The sequence below is a fragment of the Actinomadura formosensis NBRC 14204 genome, from assembly GCF_001552155.1.
Taxonomy (GTDB): domain Bacteria; phylum Actinomycetota; class Actinomycetes; order Streptosporangiales; family Streptosporangiaceae; genus Spirillospora; species Spirillospora formosensis.
This window is the reverse complement of the sequence record NZ_BCQQ01000009.1, coordinates 18,089-37,588: the sequence shown is the minus strand read 5'-3', so window position 1 is coordinate 37,588 and position 19,500 is coordinate 18,089. Positions and strand designations below refer to the sequence as shown.

Sequence of the window (19,500 nt, the reverse complement as noted above, 5' to 3'; positions counted from 1 at the left end):
CCCGGACGGCCCTACGAGGCCGTCAGGTGGTCGTCGAGGTACCAGCCGTAGGGTCCCGGTGCCGTGCCCGCCGCCGAGCGGGGGGCGTAGTGCCGGGCATAGATCGCCGCGACGAGTTCGCCGCGGCTGCGCACCCCGGTCTTGGCGAACACCGCCTTGAGGTGGTCCTGCACCGTGAACGGGGAGATGCCGAGGGCGGTGGCCATCTGCCTGGTGCTGTGCCCCTGGGCGGCGAGCCCGGTGATCTGCCGTTCCCGGGGCGTCAGCCCGTACGCGCCCGCGATCACCTCGCTGAGCACCGCGGGCCTGGCCCCCTCGATGATGACCGCGACGCGGTCCCCGGGTCCCGGTCCGCCGGACGCCGGTGAGCCGTGCAGCACCACCCAGCGCCCGTCCCGGGCCGGCAGCGCCGCCCGGGCCAGGCCGTCGCCGGAGGCGGCGGCGGCCGCCACGGCCCGCAGCACGCTCGGCAGCCGCCCCCGGTCGTCGATGGCCTCCAGCCAGGCCCGCGCGTCGGCACTGCTGACCTCGACCTCGCCCGATCCGGTCACCAGCAGCATGCCCGGCGGGTGGTCGAGCGCGTCGGGGACGGCCAGCGCGGCGCGCAGCAGCGTGAGCCGGAACAGGTCGGCGATCGGCGTGGAGACCCCCGCCAGCAGCGCCAGCTCGTCCTCGGTGAACGGCGGCGCGGGCGCGCGCCGGTAGAGGGTGAGCGAGCCCCAGCAGCCCTCCCGCGAACGCAGGATCACCCGCGCCTCGTCGATGATGTCCAGCCCGCGCAGCAGGAGCCGGTAGCGCCGGGCGCGGGACAGGTCACCGCCGGTGGTGCGGTGCAGGCTCGCGACGGGCACGTCGGCCGCCGCCAGCTCGGCGTAGCCGTTGAGATCTCCGCCCTGGAACTCCAGGCCGAACAGGACCCGCTCGCGCTCGGCCGCTCCCTCCGGGTCCAGCCCGCTGACGAAGCAGCTGGTCCACAGCAGCGTCGCCGGGTCGACCGTGGAGACGGCCGCGATGTCGTATCCGACCGCGTGCCGCAGCAGGCGGTCGACCTCGGCGCGCACCCGGGTCAGATCGTCACCGCGCGCGGCCAGCCGGTGGATCCGGTCGAGGAGCTCCATGCCCTCCAGCATCGCGGCCGGCGCCCCGGGCCGCCACCCCCAGAATCTTGGGATACGCAGGTCAGCGCCCTCGGCCCTACGTTCGTGACGGCCGCCGAGCCCGCCCGGGGCCCGGCGCACGGCAGGACACGACAGGAGAAGACGAACCGTTATGGACGACGAGCGCCCCGAGGGCCGCGACGACCTGTTCACCCACATCCACAAGGCGCTCCGCAGCGGGCTGTTCGCGGTCACCGTCCAGGCCGGCGCCACCGACTGGAACGACGCCGCCGAGGTCGCCGGGCTCGGGGAGCGGTGGCGGCGGCTGCTGGCGCTGCTGCGCAGCCACACCGAGCACGAGGACCGACACATCCTGCGGCTGCTGGACCCGTACGAGCCCGGCTCCGCCGAGCCGACCGAGGAGCAGCACCGGGACCTCGACGACCTGCTCGACGACCTCGCCGGGCGGTTCGAGGCCGCGCTGGCGGCCCCCGACGCGGTCACCGGCCTCGGCATCTACCGGGATCTGGCCCGCTTCACCACCGCCTACCTCCCGCACCTGCACGAGGAGGAGACGATGATCATGCCGCGGATCTGGGCGCACTGCGACGACGCCGAGATCGGCGCCGCCCGGGCGGCGTTCATGGCCGCCACCCCGCCGGAGATCACCGCCACCACCCTGGAGCTGATGCTGCCGGCGCTGGACCGGCCCACCCGGGAAGGGCTGGTCGCCGGGATGGCGCGGACGGCTCCGCCCCAGGTCGTGGCGGGGGTACTGGCCATCGGTGACCGGGTGCTGCCCGCCGCGGCGGCGAACTCGCTGCGCCGGGCCGCCGGTGCCGCCGCGCAGGCCGGCTCCGCCGCCTGGACCCGCTAGCCGCGGCGGCAGGCGTCGGCGATGAGTTCGCCGACGAGGACGGCCGCGGCGGCCGGGCCGCGCAGCGGCGCGGCCGGCAGGATCGAGGTGTCGGCGACGCGCAGGCCGGTCAGGCCGTGCACCCTTCCGCTCGCGTCGACCGCGGCGTCCGGCCCCATCGGCACGGTGCCGCAGGTGTGCTGGGAGGTCCCGATGCGGGCGCGTATCCACCGGTCGAGGAGGCGGTCGTCGTCCAGCGGCGGCCTGTCCACCAGGCCGCCGCTCACCTCGGCGAAGGCTTGGGTGGACGCCACGGCCGCCGTCGCCCGGACCGCTTCGCGCATCCGGCGCCGGTCGTCCCCGGTCCGCAGATAGCCGTAGTCGATCTCGGGCGGGACCTCCGGGTCGGGTGAGATCGTGCGCAGTGCTCCGCCCGCCGCGGGCGTCTGGACGGACACGAGGAAGGCCAGGGGCGCACCGGGCACGGAGGTCCTCGCGTCCCGCAGGCCCGCGAGCGGCACGAGGGACTGCAGGATCTCCAGGTCGCCCGCCTCGTCACCGCCCTGCGAGGCCAGATGCAGGACTCCGCCGAGCCAGGACCCGGACGGCTCGTCCAGCGGCCGGACGGGCGCCCATTCGACGGCGACGCTCGGGTGGTCGCTGAGCCTGGCCCCGACGGCCGGAAGGTCGTGGACGGCGCGGATACCGGCGCGTTCGAGATCCGCCGCGGGCCCGATCCCGGACACGTGCAGCAGGTGCGGTGTGGCGAGGGAGCCGGCCGACAGGACGACCTCTCCCGCTTCCAGGACCGTCCACCGGCCGCCGTGGCCGGCGACGACCCCGGTCGCCCGTCCCCGGCGGACGAGCACCGACCGCGCCGGGCGGTTCCCCAGCACGGTGAGGTTGGGGCGGCCGGCGGCGGCACCCAGCAGGTAGGCGATCCCGGTGTTGATCCGCCGGCCGCCGACCGTGTTGGACGGAACGGGGCCGAATCCGGGCGGGTCCTGGGCGTTCTTGTCGGGGTCCTCCGGATACCCGAGTTCCCGGGCGGCGGCCTGGAACGCGGCGGCGGCGGGATGCCCGAGGCCGGTGCGGCGGACGGGAACCGGGCCGTCGCCGCCGTGCAGCGGCCCGGCCCCATGGTCGAGGTCGGTCTCCAGCCGGCGCAGGAACGGCAGCACCCGCTCGTACGACCAGCCGGGGTCGCCGGCGGCGGCCGACCAGCGGGCGAAGTCCGCGCGCCGCGCCCGGACGAAGTAGCCGCCGTTGATCGTGGTCGAGCCGCCGAGGAAGCGGCCCCGCGCCGCCCGGTACGGCACGCCCGGCATGAGCCGCACCGGGTACGTCCAGGCGGCGGGGTGCCCCGGCTGCGCGCCGGGGACGAGGCGCGCGTCGAGCAGGTCGGCGGGGAAGCCCGCGGCGTTCCCCGGCACGGACCCCGCCTCCACCAGGAGGACTTCGCAGCCGGGGTCCTCGCTGAGCCGGGCCGCCAGGGCGGCGCCCGCGGCGCCCGCACCGACCACCAGGACATCGGGACGCCGCGCACCGGGCTTGGCCACGGCGGTGCCCCCTTCCTTTTTGGCACTCGATGCATTTAGTATCCGGGCAGGCCGCACGGCCGCAACACCCTCCCCGCGGGCGGGGCGCGGCCGAATACGCGAACGCAGGAGGACGGCATGGACGCCACCCCATCCGAGACCCAGGCCACCGCCCAGACCAGGGACCACGCCGAGGACATCGCCGAGGACGCCGCCGACTCCCTGATCGAGGAGGTCTCGATCGACGGCATGTGCGGCGTCTACTAGGCCGCCGCCATGCCCGGAATCGACATCGACCGCGCCTGGGACCTGCACCCGCGGGTCTCGGTGCGGCCGGAACCGTTCGGCGCGCTGCTCTACCACTTCGGGACCCGCAGGCTGTCGTTCCTCAAGGACCGCCGGCTGCTGGACGTCGTGCGGAACCTGCGGGACGCGCCCACCGCCCGGGACGCCTGCGCGCGGGCCGGCGTCCCGGTGTCCGACCTGCCCCGGTACGGCGCGGCGCTCGGCGCCCTCGCCCGGTCCTCGATGCTCGTGGAAAGGACGCCTTGACCATGACCGCGGGAACCCCGGCGGCGACCCGGCTGGCCGACCTGTTCGAGTACGGGCTCGACGCGCCGATCTGCCTGACGTGGGAGCTGACCTACGCCTGCAACCTGTCCTGTGACCACTGCCTGTCCAGCTCGGGGCGGCGCGACCCCCGCGAGCTGAGCACGGCGGAGGCCAAGGCCGTCATCGACGAACTGGAGGCCATGCAGGTCTTCTACGTCAACATCGGCGGCGGCGAGCCGACGGTCCGCCCCGACTTCTGGGAGCTGCTCGACTACGCGACCGCCCACCACGTGGGCGTCAAGTTCTCCACCAACGGCGTCCGGATCACCCCGGAGGCCGCCCGGCGGCTGGCCGCCAACGACTACGTGGACGTCCAGGTCTCCCTGGACGGCGCGACCGCCGAGGTCAATGACGCGCTGCGCGGCCCCGGCTCGTACGACACGGCCGCGCGCGCCATGCGTCATCTCGCCGACGCCGGTGTGCGGGGCTTCAAGCTGTCGGTGGTGTGCACCCGGCACAACATCCCGCAGCTGGACGCCTTCAAGGCGATCGCCGACGAGCACGGCGCGCAACTGCGGCTGACGCGGCTGCGCCCGTCCGGCCGCGGCGCCGACGTGTGGGACGAGCTGCACCCCGCCCCCGGCCAGCAGCGCGAACTGTACGACTGGCTGCTGGCCCACGGCGACCGGGTGCTGACCGGCGACTCCTTCTTCCACCTGTCGGCCTACGGCGAGGCGCTGCCGGGCCTCAACCTGTGCGGTGCCGGGCGGGTGGTCTGCCTCATCGACCCGGTCGGCGACGTGTACGCCTGCCCCTTCGCGATCCACGACGAGTTCCTCGCCGGGAACGTCCGGGAACCGGGCGGTTTCACGGGCGTCTGGCGGGAGTCGGAGCTGTTCCGGGGGCTGCGCGAGCCGCAGACGGGCGGCGCGTGCGCGGCCTGCGGTTTCCACGACTCGTGCAAGGGCGGCTGCATGGCGGCCAAGTTCTTCACCGGCCTGCCGCTGGACGGACCCGACCCCGAGTGCGTCCAGGGGCACGGGGAGGCGCTGCTGGCCGGACGTTCCGCGGACCGCTCCGGCCTCCCCAGGCCGCGTGCCGACCACTCGCGCCGGGCCGCACCGCCCCGGCGCGGCCCGGTGCCGGTGAAGCTGACGCGCCGCGCGGACCTGGACCGTCCGCCGGTGAGCGCCTGCGAGGAGAACCCGCTGGCCGGGCTGCGGCTGCCCTGAGACCGCCCGCCGCCCGATCCGCGCGCACCCGCCCCGTGCGGGCGGCCCTTCCTTCCGGGAGACACCGAGATGTTCAAGAACCCGTGGTTCGAAACCGTGGCCGAGGCCCAGCGCCGGGCCAAGCGGCGGCTGCCGTACATGGTGTACGGGGCGCTGCTCGCGGGCTCCGAGCGCGGCCGGACGGTCGGCGACAACATCGCGGCCTTCGGCGAACTCGGCTTCGCGCCCCGCGTCGCCGGGCACAAGGCGCAGCGCGACCTGTCCACGACCGTGATGGGCGTGGAGACGTCCTTTCCCGTCCTCATCTCCCCCACCGGCGTGCAGGCCGTTCACCCGGAGGGTGAGGTGGCCGTCGCCCGGGCCGCCGCGAACCGGGGCGTCATCATGGGTCTCAGCTCGTTCGCGAGCAGGCCGGTGGAGGAGGTCGCCGAAGCCAACCCGAGCGTCTTCTTCCAGATGTACTGGAGCGGCGACCGCGACACGATGCTCCAGCGCATGGACCGGGCGCGGAAGGCCGGGGCGAAGGGGCTGATCGCCACGCTCGACTGGTCGTTCGCCAACGGCCGGGACTGGGGCAGCCCCCAGATCCCGGAGAAGATCGACCTCAGGACGATGGCGAAGCTGGCGCCCGGCGTCCTGCCCCATCCCGGATGGCTGTGGCGGTTCGCCAGGACCGGCCGCCTCCCCGACCTCACCACGCCCAACCTCACGCCGCCGGCCGGCCCGGCGCCGACCTTCTTCGGCGCCTACGGCGAGTGGCTGCAGACCCCGCCGCCCACCTGGGACGACGTGAAGTGGCTGCGTGAGCAGTGGGGCGGGCCGTTCATGCTCAAGGGCGTCACGCGGGTGGACGACGCCAGGCGGGCCGTCGACGCCGGCGTCACGGCGCTGTCGGTGTCCAACCACGGCGGCAACAACCTCGACACCACCCCCGCGACCATCCAGGTGCTGCCGTCCATCGCCGACGCGGTCGGTGACCAGGTCGAGGTCCTGCTGGACGGCGGCGTGCGGCGCGGCGGGGACGTCGCCAAGGCGCTCGCGCTCGGTGCCCGCGCCGTGCTCATCGGCCGCGCCTACCTGTGGGGGCTCGCCGCCAATGGGCAGGCAGGGGTGGAGAACGTGCTGGACATCCTGCGCGGCGGCCTCGACTCGGCCGTTCTCGGGCTGGGGCGCTCCAGCGTCCACGAGCTGTGCCGCGACGACCTCTGCGTCCCGCCCGGCTTCTGCCTGACGCTGGGCGGCGGGACGGACCCCGCCGGGCCGGCGGGCTGAGGTGACCGGTGCCGGGGGCCGGGATCTGGGGGGCGCCGCCTGGCCGGACGTCGGGGCGGCGCCGCTGGTCCTGCTGCCGACCGGGTCGACCGAGCAGCACGGGCCGCACCTTCCGCTGTCCACCGACACGCTGATCGCCCAGGCCGTGGCCGACCGGGCGGCGAAAGCACTGAGCGCGGGGGCACTGAGCGCGGGGGCGGGCCCGGTGGTCGTGGCCCCGGCGCTGCCCTACGGCGCCAGCGGCGAGCACGCCGGTTTTCCCGGCACGATCTCGATCGGGCACGAGGCACTGCACGCCGTGCTCGTCGAGACGGTCCGCTCGCTGGCACTCTGGGCCGGGCGAGTCGTGCTGGTCAACGGGCACGGCGGGAACGTCCGCACGCTGGACGCCGTCGTCGGCCGGATGCGCGCCGAGGGGCACGACGTCGCCTGGGTGGGGTGCGGTGTCCCCGGCGGTGACGCGCATGCCGGGTTCACCGAGACCTCCGTCATGCTGCATCTGGCTCCGGATCTCGTCCGCCCCCACGACGGAGTGACCGGCGAGACCCGGCCGCTCGCCGCGCTCATGCCCGACCTGGTCGCCCGCGGCGTCCGCGCGGTGTCCCCGTCCGGTGTCCTCGGCGACCCGGCCGGGGCCTCGGCGGAGCGGGGCCGGGAGATCCTGGAGGCGATGGCGGCGTCCGTCGTGCGCCGGATCGGCGGCGGATCGTGACCGGCCCGGCGTTCCCGCTTCCGCCGGGCTTCCGCATCGCCCTGGACCGGGGGACGTCCTTCTGGTCGGACGGGCGGGCCGCCGCCGGCGGCACCCCCTGGAAGGTGGTGCGGTTCGCCGACGCCGCCCGCCCGTACCTGGCGGAACTGCGCCGGGCGGGTGCGCCCGGCCTGGCCGGCCGCTCCCCCACCGGGCGGGCGCTGGCCCGCCGGCTCCTCGACCACGGCTTCGCCCATCCGGTCCTCGCACCGCGCGCCGGCCCGCATGGCGTCACGGTCGTGATCCCGGCGTTCGGGCGGCCCGGCGAGCTGGAGCGGTGCCTGGCCGCCGTCGGGGACGTGCCCGTGATCGTCGTGGACGACGCGTCCCCCGACCCGGGTCCGCTGCGCCGGGCCGCCGCCGCGCACGGCGCCCGCCTGGTGCGGCACCCCCGCAACCGGGGTCCGGCCGCCGCGCGCAACACGGGACTGCGGCTGGCCGGGACCCCGTTCGTCGCGTTCGTGGACTCCGACTGCCGTCCCCGGGACGGCTGGCTGGACGTCCTCATGCCGCACTTCGACGACCCCCGCGTCGCCGCCGTCGCCCCGCGGATCGTGCCGGCCGGCGGCGGCACCCGGCTGCTGGCGCGCTATGAGGCGGTCCGGTCCGCCCTCGACATGGGCGCCCGGCCCGCGCTGGTGCGGCCGGGCGGGCGGCTCGGTTTCGTCCCCGCGGCGACCCTGCTGATCCGGGTGGCGGCCGTGGCGGGGGCGGAGGGGAGCGCCTTCGAGGAGAACATGCGGCTCGGTGAGGACGTCGACTTCGTCTGGCGACTGGGCGACCTCGGGTGGAACGTCCGCTATGAGCCGCGTGCGCACGTCGAGCACACCTCGCGGCTGCACCCGGTCGCGTGGGCGCGGCGGCGGCACGAGTACGGGACGTCCGCCGCCGATCTGGCCCGGCGGCATCCCGGCCGGCTGGCCCCCGCCCGCCCGTCGCCGTGGAGCCTCGCCGTGCTCGGCCTGCTCACCGGGGGACGGCCGGGCGCGGCCATCGCGTGCGCGGGGGCCGCCGCCGCCCTGCTGGCCAGGCGTTTCGCGTGGCTGCCGGCCGGGAAGGGGCTGGCCGCCACGATCACCGTCAGGAGCGTCGCCGCCGACGCCGCCGGCCTCGGGCACGCGCTGCGCCGCGAATGGTGGCCCGCCGGGCTGCTCGCCCTGGCCGCCGCCCCGCGCAGCCGCCCGGCCCGTGCCGCCGCCACCGCGATGCTCGCGCCCCTCGCGCTGGAATGGGCGAGGCGGGGACGCACCGTCGATCCCGTCCGCTACACCGTCCTGCGGCTCGCCGAGGACATCGCCTACGGGTCGGGGGTGACCGCCGCGTCGGTCCGCGCCCGCTCGGCCGCCGCGCTGCGCCCGGACGTGCGGTTCCCGCGAACGCTCCGGTCCGGGCGCGGCTGAGCGCCGGCCGGGCCCGCCGACCCGGCCGCACCGCCCCGCCCGGCGGTCACGCCGGGCCCGCGAGCTGGGCGATGTCCTCGCTCGCGACCCCGAGCAGCCGGTCGGCCAGGTCCGCGAGCGCGCGGCCCACGGCCAGCTCGTCACCGATCTCCGGAACCTCGCGGTCGATCGGGTTGCGGCGTGCCCGCCCGTAGCCGAGGGTCCTCTCCTCGCTTCCGCTGAACAGCACCGCGCGTGCCAGAGTGTCGGTGCCGTCCTCGCTGATGTAGATTTCCACGCTCCACTGCTTGGTCTTCATGGCGAGCCCCCTTCGCTCAGTGCGTTCACCTCCATCGTCGGAAGGCGGGCGAGCCGCGGTCCAGGGGCGGAGGTCCCAACCTCAAAAGGCCCAACGACCTGCGACAACGAAGCTCTGCGGGGCTAGCGGCCCGGCGGGGCCAAAGACCCGGCGGGAAGGGCACTTCGGCCCTGCCGGTCCGGCCGGTCACCGCGTAAGCCTGGTAGTGGCGGCAGGAGGTTGCCATGAAGCAGACGTTCAAGTTCGGGACGATCCGCGGCATCCCGGTCGGAATGCACTGGTCGGTCCTGGTGATCATGGTGCTGATCACCGAGATCCTCGCCCGGTCGGTCCTGCCGGCGGCCGATCCGGCGGCGTCCGCCGGCGCGCGCTGGGCGATGGCCGCGGCGGCCGCGGTGCTCTTCCTCCTCTCGCTGGCCGCGCACGAGCTGGCGCACGCGCTCGTCGCCCGCCGGTACGGCGTGCGGGTCGGCTCGATCACGCTGTGGATGCTGGGCGGCGTCGCCGAACTCCAGGACGAGCCGCCCGACGCCCGCGCGGAGCTGCGCATCGCCGGCGTCGGCCCGCTGACCAGCGCGGCGGCGGCCGCCGTGTTCGCCGGGGCCTGGACGGCCGGGGCCGCGGCCGGTGCCCCCGCCGTCATGACCGCCGCGCTGGGCTGGCTCACGGCGAGCAACGCGCTCATCGCGCTGTTCAACCTGCTGCCGGGTGCGCCGCTGGACGGCGGGCGCGTCCTGCACGCGCTGCTGTGGCGCAGGCGCGGTGATCGCGCGAGCGCGACCCACGCCGCCGGCCGCGCCGGGCTCGTGCTCGGCCGCACCATGATCGCCGCCGGGCTGCTGATCATGGTGCTGGTGAGCTGGTTCAACGGGCTGTGGCTGGCGCTGGTGGGATGGTTCATCTCCAACGCGGCCCGCGCCGAGGAACGCTGGACGGATCTGCGCGAGGCCGCCGAGGGCCTGCACGTCGCCGACATCATGACGCCCGACCCGGACCACGGCTGGACGTGGCAGCCCGTCGGCGTGTTCATCGAGGACGTGGCCCTGCGGTCCCGCCAGTCGGTCTTCCCCGTCCTGGACGTGTCCGGTGTCCCGGTCGGCGCCGTCGCGGTGGACCGGCTCGCCGTCGCCCCGCGCCGGGACGGCGGTGCCACGCTCGGCGGCATCAGCGTCCCGCTGGAGCCGGACCGGGTCGTCGGCCCGGGCGCGCCCGTGGCCGCGCTCCTGCAGATGGCACCGGTCGTGGGCGGCCTCATCGCGGTCGTCGTGTCCGACCGGCAACTGCTCGGGATCGTCACCACCGAGGACGTCCAGCGGGTGCTGCGGCGCAGCCGGCTCCGGGTCGGCAGCCCGGTCCGGACGGCGTGAGCCGGACCGCCCGCGGACGTGGACAGATTTTGATAGACTTTGGCGCACTTTAACGGACTTTGGCGGGTTTCCAGCGGGACCATCGTCCCTATTCTCGGGCCGGGCTTTGGCGGAGCCTTGAGGGGACCGGAAGGCCTGGGAGGGAACCGATATGGGCGACTGCACCAGTTGGCCGGACACGACCGTACGGCTCACCACGGCGAACACCGCCGAGGAGGGTGGTCCGACGCGCGCCGTGGTGACCGGCGAACTGGACATCGCCACGGCCGCCGAGTTCGGTGTCGAGCTGGCCCGGCTGATCGACGAGCGAACCCCGGACGTGGTGCTCGACGTGTCCGCCCTGACCTTCTGCGACGCGCGCGGCCTGGCGGCGATCATCGCCGCCGACGAGCTGGCCCGCAGCCGCGGCGGCGCCGTCACGCTGACCGGCGCCCGGCCCCAGCTCGCGCGCATCCTGCGGATCACCGGCCTCGACCGGCGCTTCCCCCTCCCCCGCATGCCCTTCCGGCGGCGGGGCACACGCCCCACGGTCCGTCGCTGCCGCTGACCCGCCACCCCGTCGACAGAACCGGGCCAGGCCGAGTACGTCGGCCTGGCCCGGTTCTCTGTCCGCGTGCTCGTCAGCCGGCGCGCCGGGGGACGATCGCGACGGTGCCCGGGGCGTGCTTGAGCAGCGCGTCGCTGGTGGCGCCCAGCGTGAGGGCCCCCACCGTGCCGGCGCCGCGGGCGCCGGTCACCATGAGGGTGGCCTCCTGCGCGGCCTCCAGCAGCGCCTCACGCGGGGGTTTGAGGACCAGGGCGGTGGTGGCCTGGACATAGGGGTACTTCACCCGCCACGGCGCGACCGCGCGCTCCAGGACCGCGCCGCACACCCGGCGCAGCTTGTCCTCATCGCCGAACAGCGACAGGTCGCCGCCGGGGGCGGCGCCGGGCTCCCAGCAGCCGTACACCGCGCGCAGCCGCCAGCCGCGCAGCGCCGCTTCCTCGAAGGCGAACGCCAGCGCCGCGTCCGCGCCGGCCGACCCGTCCACGCCGACGACCACCAGCCCGTCCCGGGTCGCGGCCTGGCGCACCACCACGACCGGACGCTCGGCCCGGGCCGGGACGCGCAGCGCGGTCGAGCCCACCGGCATCTCGTCGGGGGCGTGCGAGCCGACCACGATGACGTCGGCGTCGCCCGTCTCGGCGAGCAGGGCGGGGGCGGCGCTGCCGTCCTTGAGCCGCTTGCGCACCGTCACCTCGGGCACGGCCTCCCGGGCCAGGGTGACACCGTGGTCGAGGAGGTGCTCGCCCATCCGGCGGACGATGGCCACACCCTCGTAGTCGATGTAGCTGATCGGGTAGGGCCAGCGCCAGGCGTGGCAGACCGTCAGCGGCACCCGCCGCAGCCGGGCCTCCTCCACCGCCCACCGCAGCGCCCGCTCGCTCTCGCTGGTCCCGTCGTATCCCACGACCACGTCGCTCATGACGTCCTCCTCCTGCAGATGGCTGAGGGGCACCCCGCCGTCTCACCCCCACTCAACCCCCGCCCCGCCCGGCGCCCTAGGTCCGTTCGGACCACGACCACGGGGACCAACGTCCCCGCGCCGGTCAGCCGGCGTTTTCGGCGGGCTGCCAGGACGGCGGGACGATCGCGACCGTGCAGGGGGCGTGGTGGAGCATCGCCGAACTGGTCGCGCCCAGCAGCAGCGGCTCCAGCGTGCCCGTACCGCGGTCGCCGACCACCAGCAGATCGGCGTCGGCGGCGGCGCCCAGCAGTGCTTCGCGGGGCCGCTCCAGCAGCAGCGACGTCCGCACATAGACCTTCGGATGGCGCTCCCGCCAGAGGGCGACGACCTCCTCCAGCATCGCCGCCCGCGTGCGCAGCAGCCTGTCGGTGTCGGTGAACAGGGGCAGTTCCCAGTCGGGGACGGCGCCGGGCTCCCAGGCCCCGTAGACCACGCGCAGGTCCCATCCGCGCAGCGCGGCCTCCTCGATGGCGAAGCCGAGCGCCGCGTCCGCGCCGGACGAGCCGTCCACTCCGGCGACCACGAGCCCGCGCGGCCCGCCCGTCCCCCGGACGGCGATCACCGGCCGGTGCGTCCGCGCCGGGAGCCGCACCGCCGTCGACCCGGGGGGCAGCCGGTGCCGCTCGTGCGAGCCGACCACGATCAGCTCCGCGTCGCGGGACTCGTGCACCAGCGTCTCGCAGACGGGTTCCTGCCTCAGCACCGTGCGCACCACGCCCCTCGCCCCGAGGTCGCGTGCCCGGCGCACGCCCTCGCGCAGGAGGTTCTCCCCCGCCCGCCGAAGGATCTCCTGGACGCTCTCGTCCACATGGTCGGCCGGGTACGGCCAGTGCCAGCAGTGGCACATCACCAGATCGAGCCCGCGCAACCGGGCCTCCCCGACGGCCCAGCGCAGCGCCGGGTCGTTCTCCTCGGTCCCGTCGTAGCCGAGGAGGATGGTCGACCGCCGGGTCCGTGTCAGTGCGATCATCGACCGGCCCCCCTCCCTGAACACAGCCCCGATTCCAGTCTCGACCGGCCGGGGGCGGCTCATGGAGGGGCGAAGGTCCCGCCGGCGCGAAGCCGTCCGGTACCGCCCGGCCGGTGAGAACGTGGCCGCGCCGGGAATCCTCACCTGACCGGACCCGGGACGACGACAGTCTGAGGGGACACCATGAGCCGGTGGATCCTGGCCTTCGATGGCTACGAACCCGAGGCGGAGGGCCTGCGGGAGGCGCTCTGCACCCTCGGCAACGGTTACCTCGCCACCCGCGGGGCCGCTCCCGAGTCGCCGGCCGACGGCGTCCACTATCCGGGGACCTACATCGCGGGCTGCTACGACCGGCTGGCGACCGAGGTCGGCGGGCGGCACGCCGACAACGCCGACCTGGTCAACATGCCGAACTGGCTTCCGCTGACGTTCCGCGCCGCCGGCGGTGAGTGGTTCGACCCGGACGACGCCCGCCGGGAGGGCCGGCTCCTCTCCTACGAGCAGGAACTCGATCTCCGGCGCGGTGTCCTGACCCGCCTGGCGCGCGTCCGCGACCGGGCCGGACGGACGTTCCGCATGGCGCAGCGCAGGATCGTGTCCATGCACGACCCGCACCTGGCCGCCCTGGAGACCACGATCGTCGCCGAGGACTGGTCCGGCGAGCTGCAGATCCGCTCGGCGCTGGACGGGCGCGTCCTCAACGCGGGCGTGGAGCGGTACCGAGACCTGCCGGGCGCGCACCTGACCCGCGAGAAGCCGCCCCCGCAGAGCGATCCGGAACTGCTGCTCCTGCGCGCCTCGACGGTCTCCTCGAAGATCGGCGTCGCGGTGGCGTCCCGCACCCGGACCTCCGTCCCGGCCGAGCACACCCGCCTCGCCGAGGACGGCTGGGCCGTGCAGGACCTGACCGTCGGCGTCCGGGAGAACGCGCCCATCACCGTCGAGAAGATCGCCGCCGTGTTCACCTCCCGCGACCGCGCCATCGAGGAGCACGGCGAGGCGGCGCTGGCCGCGGTCACCGGCGCGGGCGACTTCGACGCCCTGCTGGAAAGGCACACGCTGGCGTGGAACCGGCTGTGGCAGCGCTGCCAGCTGAGCGTCGACCACGTCGAGGTGCAGCGCATCCTCAACCTGCACATCTTCCACCTGCTGCAGACCGTGTCGGAGCACATCGTCGACCTGGACGTCGGCATCCCCGCCCGCGGGCTGCACGGGGAGGCCTACCGCGGCCACGTCTTCTGGGACGAGCTGTTCATCCTGCCGTTCCTCATCATGCGGTTCCCCGAGATCGCCCGCGCGCTGCTGCTGTACCGGTGGCGGCGGCTGCCCGCGGCGCGGCGCGCGGCGGCCGCGGACGGGCACCGCGGCGCGATGTACCCGTGGCAGAGCGCGGCCGACGGGCGCGAGGAGACCCAGCGCGTCCACCTCAACCCGCGGTCGGGCCGGTGGCTGCCCGACCACACGCATCTGCAGCGGCACGTCGGGCTCACGATCGGGCTCAACGTCTGGCGTTTCTACGAGGCGACCGGCGACGTCGAGTTCATCGCCGAGTACGGGGCCGAGATGATGCTGGAGGTCGCGCGGTTCTTCGCGGACCTGGCCGGCTACGACCGCTCCACCGACCGGTACGCGATCCGCGGCGTCATGGGCCCCGACGAGTACCACGACGCCTACCCGGGACGGGACGAGCCGGGCCTGGACAACAACGCCTACACCAACGTCCTGACGGCCTGGCTGCTGCGCCGCGCCCTGGACGCGCTCGCCCTGCTGCCCGAGGACCGCCGCACGGAGCTGCGCGAGCGGCTCGCGCTGACCCGCGAGGAGATCACCCGGTTCGAGGACGTGGCCCGCAAGATGTACGTCCCGTTCCACGACGACGTGATCAGCCAGTTCGAGGGGTACGGCGACCTGGCGGAGCTCGACTGGGCCGGCTACCGGGAGCGGTACGGCGACATCCGCAGGCTGGACCGGATCCTGGAGGCCGAGGGCGACTCCCCCAACCGCTACCAGGCGTCCAAGCAGGCCGACGTCCTCATGCTGTTCTACGTGCTCTCCCCCGGCGAACTCGACGACGTCCTGCGGCACCTCGGCTACGAGCACGGGCCGGACCTGGCGGCCAGGACGATCGAGTACTACCTGCCGCGCACCTGCGACGGGTCGACGCTGAGTTCACTCGTGCACGCCTGGATCATGGCTCACATCGACGGTGACGAGGCGTGGCGGATCTTCCTGGAGTCGCTGTTCAGCGACATCATCGACACCCAGCGCGGCACCACCGGGGAGGGCGTCCACCTCGGCGCGATGGCCGGCACCGTCGATCTCGTCCAGCGCTGCCACGCCGGGATCAGCACCCGCCGCAACGCGCTCCGGCTGGAGCCGCGGCTGCCCGCCGCGCTCGGTGAGCTGCGGCTCGGGCTGCGCTACCGGGGCCACTGGGGCATCGACCTGACCTGCCGGCAGGACCTCGTCCGCGTGGCGCTGCGGCCCAGCGCGGCCTCCCCCATCCGTGTCTCCTACGGCCCCGAGGACATCGAGATCCAGCCCGGCACGTCCTGGGAGGCGCCTCTCCTGGACGGCCGGCGGACGCCGCGGTGACCGGCCGCCGGTTCAGTCGCCGGTGAGGTCCCGGCGCTCGAAGAGCACGAAGCCGCCGATGCCGAGCAGCACCGCCACGAGGACCATGACGGCCGCGGCGGGGGCCGCGAACGGTTCCGCCGGGACGTTCGCGAGATGGTGGAACGGCGACAGGTTCAAGATCGGGTCCGGCCAGTTCAGCGCGGGCCCGATCATCTCGATCAGGTAGCAGGTGACGGTCGCCGCGACCGAGGCGGGGACGGTCAGCCGGGGCGCCCCGCCGAACAGCAGCACCGCCAGGCCCATGGCCAGGGCCGCGACCGGAAGCGGGTTGAGGTTCGCGGCGAGCGTGTCGGCCGGCCCGATCCCGGCGTCCGTCATGGCGGCACCGGCCCACATCGCGACCGCGGAGGCCAGCGCGAGCAGCACCGCCGAGGCCAGTGTCAGCAGGACGTGACCGCCCAGCCAGCGGCGCCGCGTGACGGGCCGGACCAGGACGTGGTCCAGCCGCCCCGCGGCCTCCTCGGCCCGGGCCGCGCCGATCCGCCAGCACGTGTACAGGGCGATCAGCAGGCCCATGAGAGTGCCCATGAACCCCACGAAACCCCTGGCGAGGTCGGCGGCGTCCCACCCGAGCGACTCGCGGAGCCGCTGGTAGCCGGGATTGTCGGCGGCGAAGTCGAGCACGGTCGCGGTCAGCGCGCCCATGACGAACGCGTATCCGGCGATGCCGAGCAGCCAGCCGGCCAGCATCCCGCGGGTGCCGCGCCACGCGAACGCCACCGGGCCGCCGAGCAGCCGCAGCCGGGCCCGGGCGTGGTCCGCCTCGGTGATCAGCGCGCCGCCGGTGTCGCGGCGGGTCCGCAGCGCGAGGGCGACCCCGCCGAGGACGACGGGCACCGTCAGCGACACCGCCAGCGCCGGCCGGCTCGGGTCGCGGTAGGGATGCAGCTCCTCCAGCCAGCCGAACGGGGTGAACCAGCGCAGCCAGCCGCGCGAGCCGGCGCTGTCGGCCGCCATCCGCAGCAGGAACAGCACCCCGAACACGGCCGAGGACGCCGCCGTCACCCGCCGCCGCACCTGCAGCAGCTGCGCGATCACGGCCGCGACCGCGGCGAACGTCGCGGCGAGGCCGGCGAGCCCGAGCCCGAACAGCACCGAGCCCGCGACACCCGTCCCCAGCACCGCCAGCGGCACGGCGACGGCGGCGCCCAGCACGGCCACGGCGCCCGCCAGCACGGCCAGTTGCACCAGCACGACCCGGGCCGGGCGCACCGGCGCGACCAGCACGAGTTCGGCGCGGCCGGACTCCTCCTCCCCGCGCAGCAGGCGCCCCGCCACCAGCATCGCCCAGATGCCGACGATCGCGGCCAGGATCCAGCCGGCGTCCCAGACGACGAAGCCGCCGGACGTCTCGACCGCGTGCGGGACGCCCTGCAGCATCCGCATGGCCGGATCGTCCGACAGCGTCACGAGCTTCATCCGCGACGCCATGTCGGGATATGTCCGCTCATAGGTGAGGACTTCGATCACGAGGTAGCCGGCGAGGGCCAGCGCGAGCCAGCTCACGCCGCGCCGGATCAGGCGGGCGGTCAGCCGCGCGACCTGGGCGTCCGCCCAATGGCGCCGTTCCCGCCTCGGGTACGCGGTGACCTCGCGCACCGGCACGGTCCTGGTCATTTCTCCGCCTCGTAGTAGCTCAGGAAGATCTCTTCCAGCGTCGGCTCGTGGCTGCGGAGCCGGACCAGCGGCACCGTGCTCAGCCGGGCCAGCGCGGGGGACGGCGAGCCGGTGATCGACACGCGCACGCCGCCGTCGACGGCTTCCACGCCCGTCACCCCGGGCACCCCGGCGAGATCGGGAAGGGGGCCGTCCGCGATCGCCTCCAGCACCGTGCCGCCCAGCCCGCGCAGCTCCTCCAGCTCGGCGACCTCGGCCAGCCGTCCCGCCCGCAGGATCGCGACCCGGTGGCAGACGTCCTGGGCCTCGTCGAGGATGTGGGACGACAGGAACACCGTCTGCCCGCGGCCGGCGGCCTCCCTCGCCAGCGCCTGGAACTCGGCCTCCATCAGCGGGTCGAGCCCGGACGTCGGCTCGTCCAGCAGCAGGACGTCCGGGCGGGTCATCAGCGCGGCGATCAGCGCGAGTTTCTGCCGGTTGCCCTTGGAGTAGGAGCGCGCCCGCAGGCCGGGGTCGAACCGCAGCCGCTCGATCAGCTCGTCCCGGAACGGCACGTCCACGTGTCCGGACAGATGCCCCAGATACGTCAGCGTCTCCAGCCCGGTCAGCTGCGGCCACACCGCCACGTCCCCGGCCACGTACCCGACATGCCGGTGGGAGCGTTCGACGTCCCCGGCGGGCACGCCCATGACCCACGCCTTCCCGGCCGTCGGCCGGACGAGGCCGAGCAGCAGCCGGATCGTCGTCGATTTCCCGGCGCCGTTCGGGCCCAGGAAGCCGAAGATCTCCCCCTGGCGCACGTCCAGGTCCAGGCCGTCCACCGCGACCACCTGCCCGAAACGTTTCGTCAGTCCCTCGGTCCGTATCGCCGATCCGGCCACGGCGCACCTCCTCGCCATCCGCCACCGACGCTAGACACCTGATCAGCGCGTGTCAGCGGGCCGAAAGTCCCCCGGACATCCGCCCTTCGGCAGATGGCCCGGCATCGCGACCGCCTTCTCCGCGTGCATCGCGGCCCGGTTCCCTCAGGTCGCCGGGAGGACCGAACGTCCCTGCCGGAAGGGGACCTTTGCACGTACTGGCGCCGGACGCGCGGCACAAGCCTGGGATCAAGGGCTTCTCCTGAAGAAGGTGAGTGCTATGCGGGCAAAGGTGCTCGTTCTCGGTGGCAATTTCGGTGGCCTGACCGCCGCGATCAGCGTCAAGCACGCCCTCGACGAGGACGTCGATGTGACCGTGGTGTCGGCGTCCGACCGGTTCCTGTTCAATCCCTCGCTCATCTGGGTGCCGTTCGGCAAGCGCACCGAACGCGACATCACCTTCCCGCTCGCGCCGACCTTCGACGCGCACGGCGTCGAGTTCGTGCACGGTGAGGCCACGGCGATCGATCCCGCCGCCAAGCAGGTGACCACGACGGCGGGCACCTACGGCTACGACTACCTGGTGGTCGCCACCGGCTACCGCAACAACATGGCCGTCCTGCCCGGCCTTGAGCCCGCCAACGGCGTCCACACCATCACCACGCTGCCCGACGCCGAGGAGGCCGGCGAGGGATGGCGCCGCTTCCTGGACGACCCCGGCCCGGTCGTCGTCGGCGCCACCCAGGGAACCGGCTGCTTCGGCGCCGCCTACGAATTCCTGTTCAACACCGCCTACCAGCTCAAGAAGGCCGGGCTGAAAAAGCGGGTTCCGCTCACCTACGTGACCGCCGAGCCGTTCCTCGGCCACTTCGGGATGGGCGGGCTCCCCGGCGGCGAACGGCTCCTGAAGATGTTCCTCAAGAAGGAGGGCATCCAGGCGATCACCGGGACGGCGCTGGACGAGGCGTCCGCCGGCCGGCTCCTGCTGGACGACGGCGGCAAGCTCGACTTCGCCTACGCGGTGATCATCCCGCCGTTCCTCGGCCAGGAGGTCGTCGCCGCCACCCCCGGCCTCGCCGACGCCAAGGGCTTCGTCCCGGTGCACGACACCTACCAGTCGACCGCGTACCCCGACATCTACGCCGTCGGCATCGCCGCCGCCGTGGCCGTCCCGTGGACCACGGCGGTCCCGCTCGGCGTGCCCAAGACCGGGTTCCCCACCGAGGTCCAGGCCCGGGTCGCCGCCGACAACATCGCCGCCCGGATCCGCGGCGAGGAGCAGACACGCCACAAGAGCTTCGGCGACATCCCGGCGGTCTGCGTCATGGACGCCGGCAACAACGGCGTCATGATCCTCGCCGACCACCTGCTGCCGCCGCGCAAGGGGGGCATCCTCATCCCCGGCCCGCAGGCCCACGCCGCCAAGCTCGCCTTCGAGAAGTACTTCCTCTGGAAGGCCCGCAACGGCTACGTCCGCCTGCCCTGACCCGGCCCCGCCGCCGCACGGCACGCGCTGGATCACTCCACCGCGTGCCGTGAAGGCCG

Annotated in this window: 18 protein-coding genes; 11 read left to right on the top strand and 7 right to left on the bottom strand. The window is 74.5% G+C overall.

Annotated features, from left to right (window positions below; genetic code table 11):
• Positions 1 to 11: 11 nt before the first annotated feature.
• A complete protein-coding gene (locus AF1_RS03770) occupies positions 12 to 1,118 on the bottom strand; it encodes a helix-turn-helix transcriptional regulator (protein ID WP_084262418.1) in 1,107 nt (368 codons plus the stop codon).
• A gap of 151 nt (positions 1,119 to 1,269) precedes the next feature.
• Between AF1_RS03770 and AF1_RS03765 the strand changes: the two genes are divergently transcribed.
• Positions 1,270 to 1,974 (top strand): hemerythrin domain-containing protein, encoded by a 705-nt coding sequence (locus AF1_RS03765; protein WP_067793581.1) that lies wholly within the window; start codon positions 1,270 to 1,272, stop codon positions 1,972 to 1,974.
• On the opposite strand, the gene mftG is transcribed toward AF1_RS03765, so the two are convergent.
• Positions 1,971 to 3,512 carry a mycofactocin dehydrogenase MftG gene (mftG, locus tag AF1_RS03760; RefSeq protein WP_067793580.1) on the bottom strand — a complete coding sequence of 514 codons (1,542 nt, stop codon included), beginning with the start codon at positions 3,510 to 3,512 and terminating at the stop codon, positions 1,971 to 1,973. The two genes, AF1_RS03765 and mftG, sit on opposite strands and share 4 nt — an antisense overlap.
• A 117-nt stretch (positions 3,513 to 3,629) precedes the next feature.
• Between mftG and mftA the strand changes: the two genes are divergently transcribed.
• The 6 genes from mftA to mftF all read left to right on the top strand — a co-directional run bounded on the left by mftA (position 3,630) and on the right by mftF (position 8,698).
• Complete coding sequence (gene mftA, locus AF1_RS34090) at positions 3,630 to 3,758, top strand: mycofactocin precursor MftA (protein WP_131732745.1); 129 nt, start codon at positions 3,630 to 3,632, stop codon at positions 3,756 to 3,758.
• A gap of 9 nt (positions 3,759 to 3,767) precedes the next feature.
• Positions 3,768 to 4,043 carry a mycofactocin biosynthesis chaperone MftB gene (mftB, locus tag AF1_RS03755; protein WP_067793579.1) on the top strand — a complete coding sequence of 92 codons (276 nt, stop codon included), beginning with the start codon at positions 3,768 to 3,770 and terminating at the stop codon, positions 4,041 to 4,043.
• A 2-nt stretch (positions 4,044 to 4,045) separates the two neighbouring features.
• Positions 4,046 to 5,275 (top strand): mycofactocin radical SAM maturase, encoded by a 1,230-nt coding sequence (gene mftC, locus AF1_RS03750; protein WP_067793578.1) that lies wholly within the window; start codon positions 4,046 to 4,048, stop codon positions 5,273 to 5,275.
• A gap of 69 nt (positions 5,276 to 5,344) precedes the next feature.
• Entirely contained in the window at positions 5,345 to 6,547 is a 1,203-nt protein-coding gene (mftD, locus tag AF1_RS03745; RefSeq protein ID WP_067793577.1) for a pre-mycofactocin synthase MftD, read from the top strand.
• A 1-nt stretch (position 6,548) separates the two neighbouring features.
• Positions 6,549 to 7,259: a mycofactocin biosynthesis peptidyl-dipeptidase MftE gene (gene mftE, locus AF1_RS03740; RefSeq protein WP_067793576.1), complete on the top strand. Its 711-nt coding sequence runs from the start codon at positions 6,549 to 6,551 to the stop codon at positions 7,257 to 7,259.
• Positions 7,256 to 8,698 (top strand): mycofactocin biosynthesis glycosyltransferase MftF, encoded by a 1,443-nt coding sequence (gene mftF, locus AF1_RS03735; protein ID WP_067793575.1) that lies wholly within the window; start codon positions 7,256 to 7,258, stop codon positions 8,696 to 8,698. Before mftE ends, mftF begins: the two co-directional genes overlap by 4 nt.
• A gap of 46 nt (positions 8,699 to 8,744) precedes the next feature.
• On the opposite strand, the gene AF1_RS03730 is transcribed toward mftF, so the two are convergent.
• Positions 8,745 to 8,996 carry a DUF1876 domain-containing protein gene (locus AF1_RS03730; protein WP_067793574.1) on the bottom strand — a complete coding sequence of 84 codons (252 nt, stop codon included), beginning with the start codon at positions 8,994 to 8,996 and terminating at the stop codon, positions 8,745 to 8,747.
• A gap of 224 nt (positions 8,997 to 9,220) precedes the next feature.
• Between AF1_RS03730 and AF1_RS03725 the strand changes: the two genes are divergently transcribed.
• Both AF1_RS03725 and AF1_RS03720 read left to right on the top strand, forming a co-directional pair.
• Positions 9,221 to 10,363 carry a site-2 protease family protein gene (locus AF1_RS03725; protein WP_067793573.1) on the top strand — a complete coding sequence of 381 codons (1,143 nt, stop codon included), beginning with the start codon at positions 9,221 to 9,223 and terminating at the stop codon, positions 10,361 to 10,363.
• Between the two features lie 151 nt (positions 10,364 to 10,514).
• Positions 10,515 to 10,910 carry an STAS domain-containing protein gene (locus tag AF1_RS03720; protein ID WP_067793572.1) on the top strand — a complete coding sequence of 132 codons (396 nt, stop codon included), beginning with the start codon at positions 10,515 to 10,517 and terminating at the stop codon, positions 10,908 to 10,910.
• 73 nt (positions 10,911 to 10,983) lie between these two features.
• Here the strand turns inward: AF1_RS03720 and AF1_RS03715 are convergent, their stop codons facing one another.
• Complete coding sequence (locus AF1_RS03715) at positions 10,984 to 11,829, bottom strand: universal stress protein (RefSeq protein ID WP_084262429.1); 846 nt, start codon at positions 11,827 to 11,829, stop codon at positions 10,984 to 10,986.
• Positions 11,830 to 11,953: 124 nt separating this feature from the next.
• The gene (locus AF1_RS03710) at positions 11,954 to 12,841 is read right to left on the bottom strand and encodes a universal stress protein (protein WP_084262428.1); all 888 of its coding nucleotides are present in this window, start codon (positions 12,839 to 12,841) and stop codon (positions 11,954 to 11,956) included.
• A gap of 183 nt (positions 12,842 to 13,024) precedes the next feature.
• Here AF1_RS03710 and AF1_RS03705 point away from each other — a divergent pair, with 183 nt between their 5' ends.
• Complete coding sequence (locus tag AF1_RS03705; protein ID WP_067793569.1) at positions 13,025 to 15,436, top strand: glycoside hydrolase family 65 protein; 2,412 nt, start codon at positions 13,025 to 13,027, stop codon at positions 15,434 to 15,436.
• Positions 15,437 to 15,448: 12 nt separating this feature from the next.
• On the opposite strand, the gene AF1_RS03700 is transcribed toward AF1_RS03705, so the two are convergent.
• Together AF1_RS03700 and AF1_RS03695 are read right to left on the bottom strand one after the other, a co-directional pair.
• On the bottom strand, positions 15,449 to 17,095 hold the full coding sequence (locus tag AF1_RS03700) for a hypothetical protein (RefSeq protein WP_067793568.1): 1,647 nt from the start codon (positions 17,093 to 17,095) through the stop codon (positions 15,449 to 15,451).
• Positions 17,092 to 17,976 (bottom strand): ABC transporter ATP-binding protein, encoded by an 885-nt coding sequence (locus tag AF1_RS03695; protein ID WP_242608643.1) that lies wholly within the window; start codon positions 17,974 to 17,976, stop codon positions 17,092 to 17,094. Before AF1_RS03695 ends, AF1_RS03700 begins: the two co-directional genes overlap by 4 nt.
• Before the next feature lie 259 nt (positions 17,977 to 18,235).
• Here AF1_RS03695 and AF1_RS03690 point away from each other — a divergent pair, with 259 nt between their 5' ends.
• Complete coding sequence (locus tag AF1_RS03690; RefSeq protein ID WP_067793567.1) at positions 18,236 to 19,441, top strand: NAD(P)/FAD-dependent oxidoreductase; 1,206 nt, start codon at positions 18,236 to 18,238, stop codon at positions 19,439 to 19,441.
• Positions 19,442 to 19,500: the final 59 nt, after the last annotated feature.

Coding starts and splice junctions, on each gene's coding strand:
- mftA (WP_131732745.1), top strand. CDS start 3,630: ATGGACGCCACCCCATCCGAGACCCAGGCCACCGCCCAGACCAGGGAC.
- AF1_RS03690 (WP_067793567.1), top strand. CDS start 18,236: ATGCGGGCAAAGGTGCTCGTTCTCGGTGGCAATTTCGGTGGCCTGACC.
- AF1_RS03770 (WP_084262418.1), bottom strand. CDS start 1,118: ATGGAGCTCCTCGACCGGATCCACCGGCTGGCCGCGCGCGGTGACGAT.
- mftD (WP_067793577.1), top strand. CDS start 5,345: ATGTTCAAGAACCCGTGGTTCGAAACCGTGGCCGAGGCCCAGCGCCGG.
- AF1_RS03725 (WP_067793573.1), top strand. CDS start 9,221: ATGAAGCAGACGTTCAAGTTCGGGACGATCCGCGGCATCCCGGTCGGA.
- AF1_RS03715 (WP_084262429.1), bottom strand. CDS start 11,829: ATGAGCGACGTGGTCGTGGGATACGACGGGACCAGCGAGAGCGAGCGG.
- AF1_RS03730 (WP_067793574.1), bottom strand. CDS start 8,996: ATGAAGACCAAGCAGTGGAGCGTGGAAATCTACATCAGCGAGGACGGC.
- AF1_RS03710 (WP_084262428.1), bottom strand. CDS start 12,841: ATGATCGCACTGACACGGACCCGGCGGTCGACCATCCTCCTCGGCTAC.
- mftC (WP_067793578.1), top strand. CDS start 4,046: ATGACCGCGGGAACCCCGGCGGCGACCCGGCTGGCCGACCTGTTCGAG.
- AF1_RS03720 (WP_067793572.1), top strand. CDS start 10,515: ATGGGCGACTGCACCAGTTGGCCGGACACGACCGTACGGCTCACCACG.
- AF1_RS03765 (WP_067793581.1), top strand. CDS start 1,270: ATGGACGACGAGCGCCCCGAGGGCCGCGACGACCTGTTCACCCACATC.
- AF1_RS03705 (WP_067793569.1), top strand. CDS start 13,025: ATGAGCCGGTGGATCCTGGCCTTCGATGGCTACGAACCCGAGGCGGAG.
- mftB (WP_067793579.1), top strand. CDS start 3,768: ATGCCCGGAATCGACATCGACCGCGCCTGGGACCTGCACCCGCGGGTC.
- AF1_RS03700 (WP_067793568.1), bottom strand. CDS start 17,095: ATGACCAGGACCGTGCCGGTGCGCGAGGTCACCGCGTACCCGAGGCGG.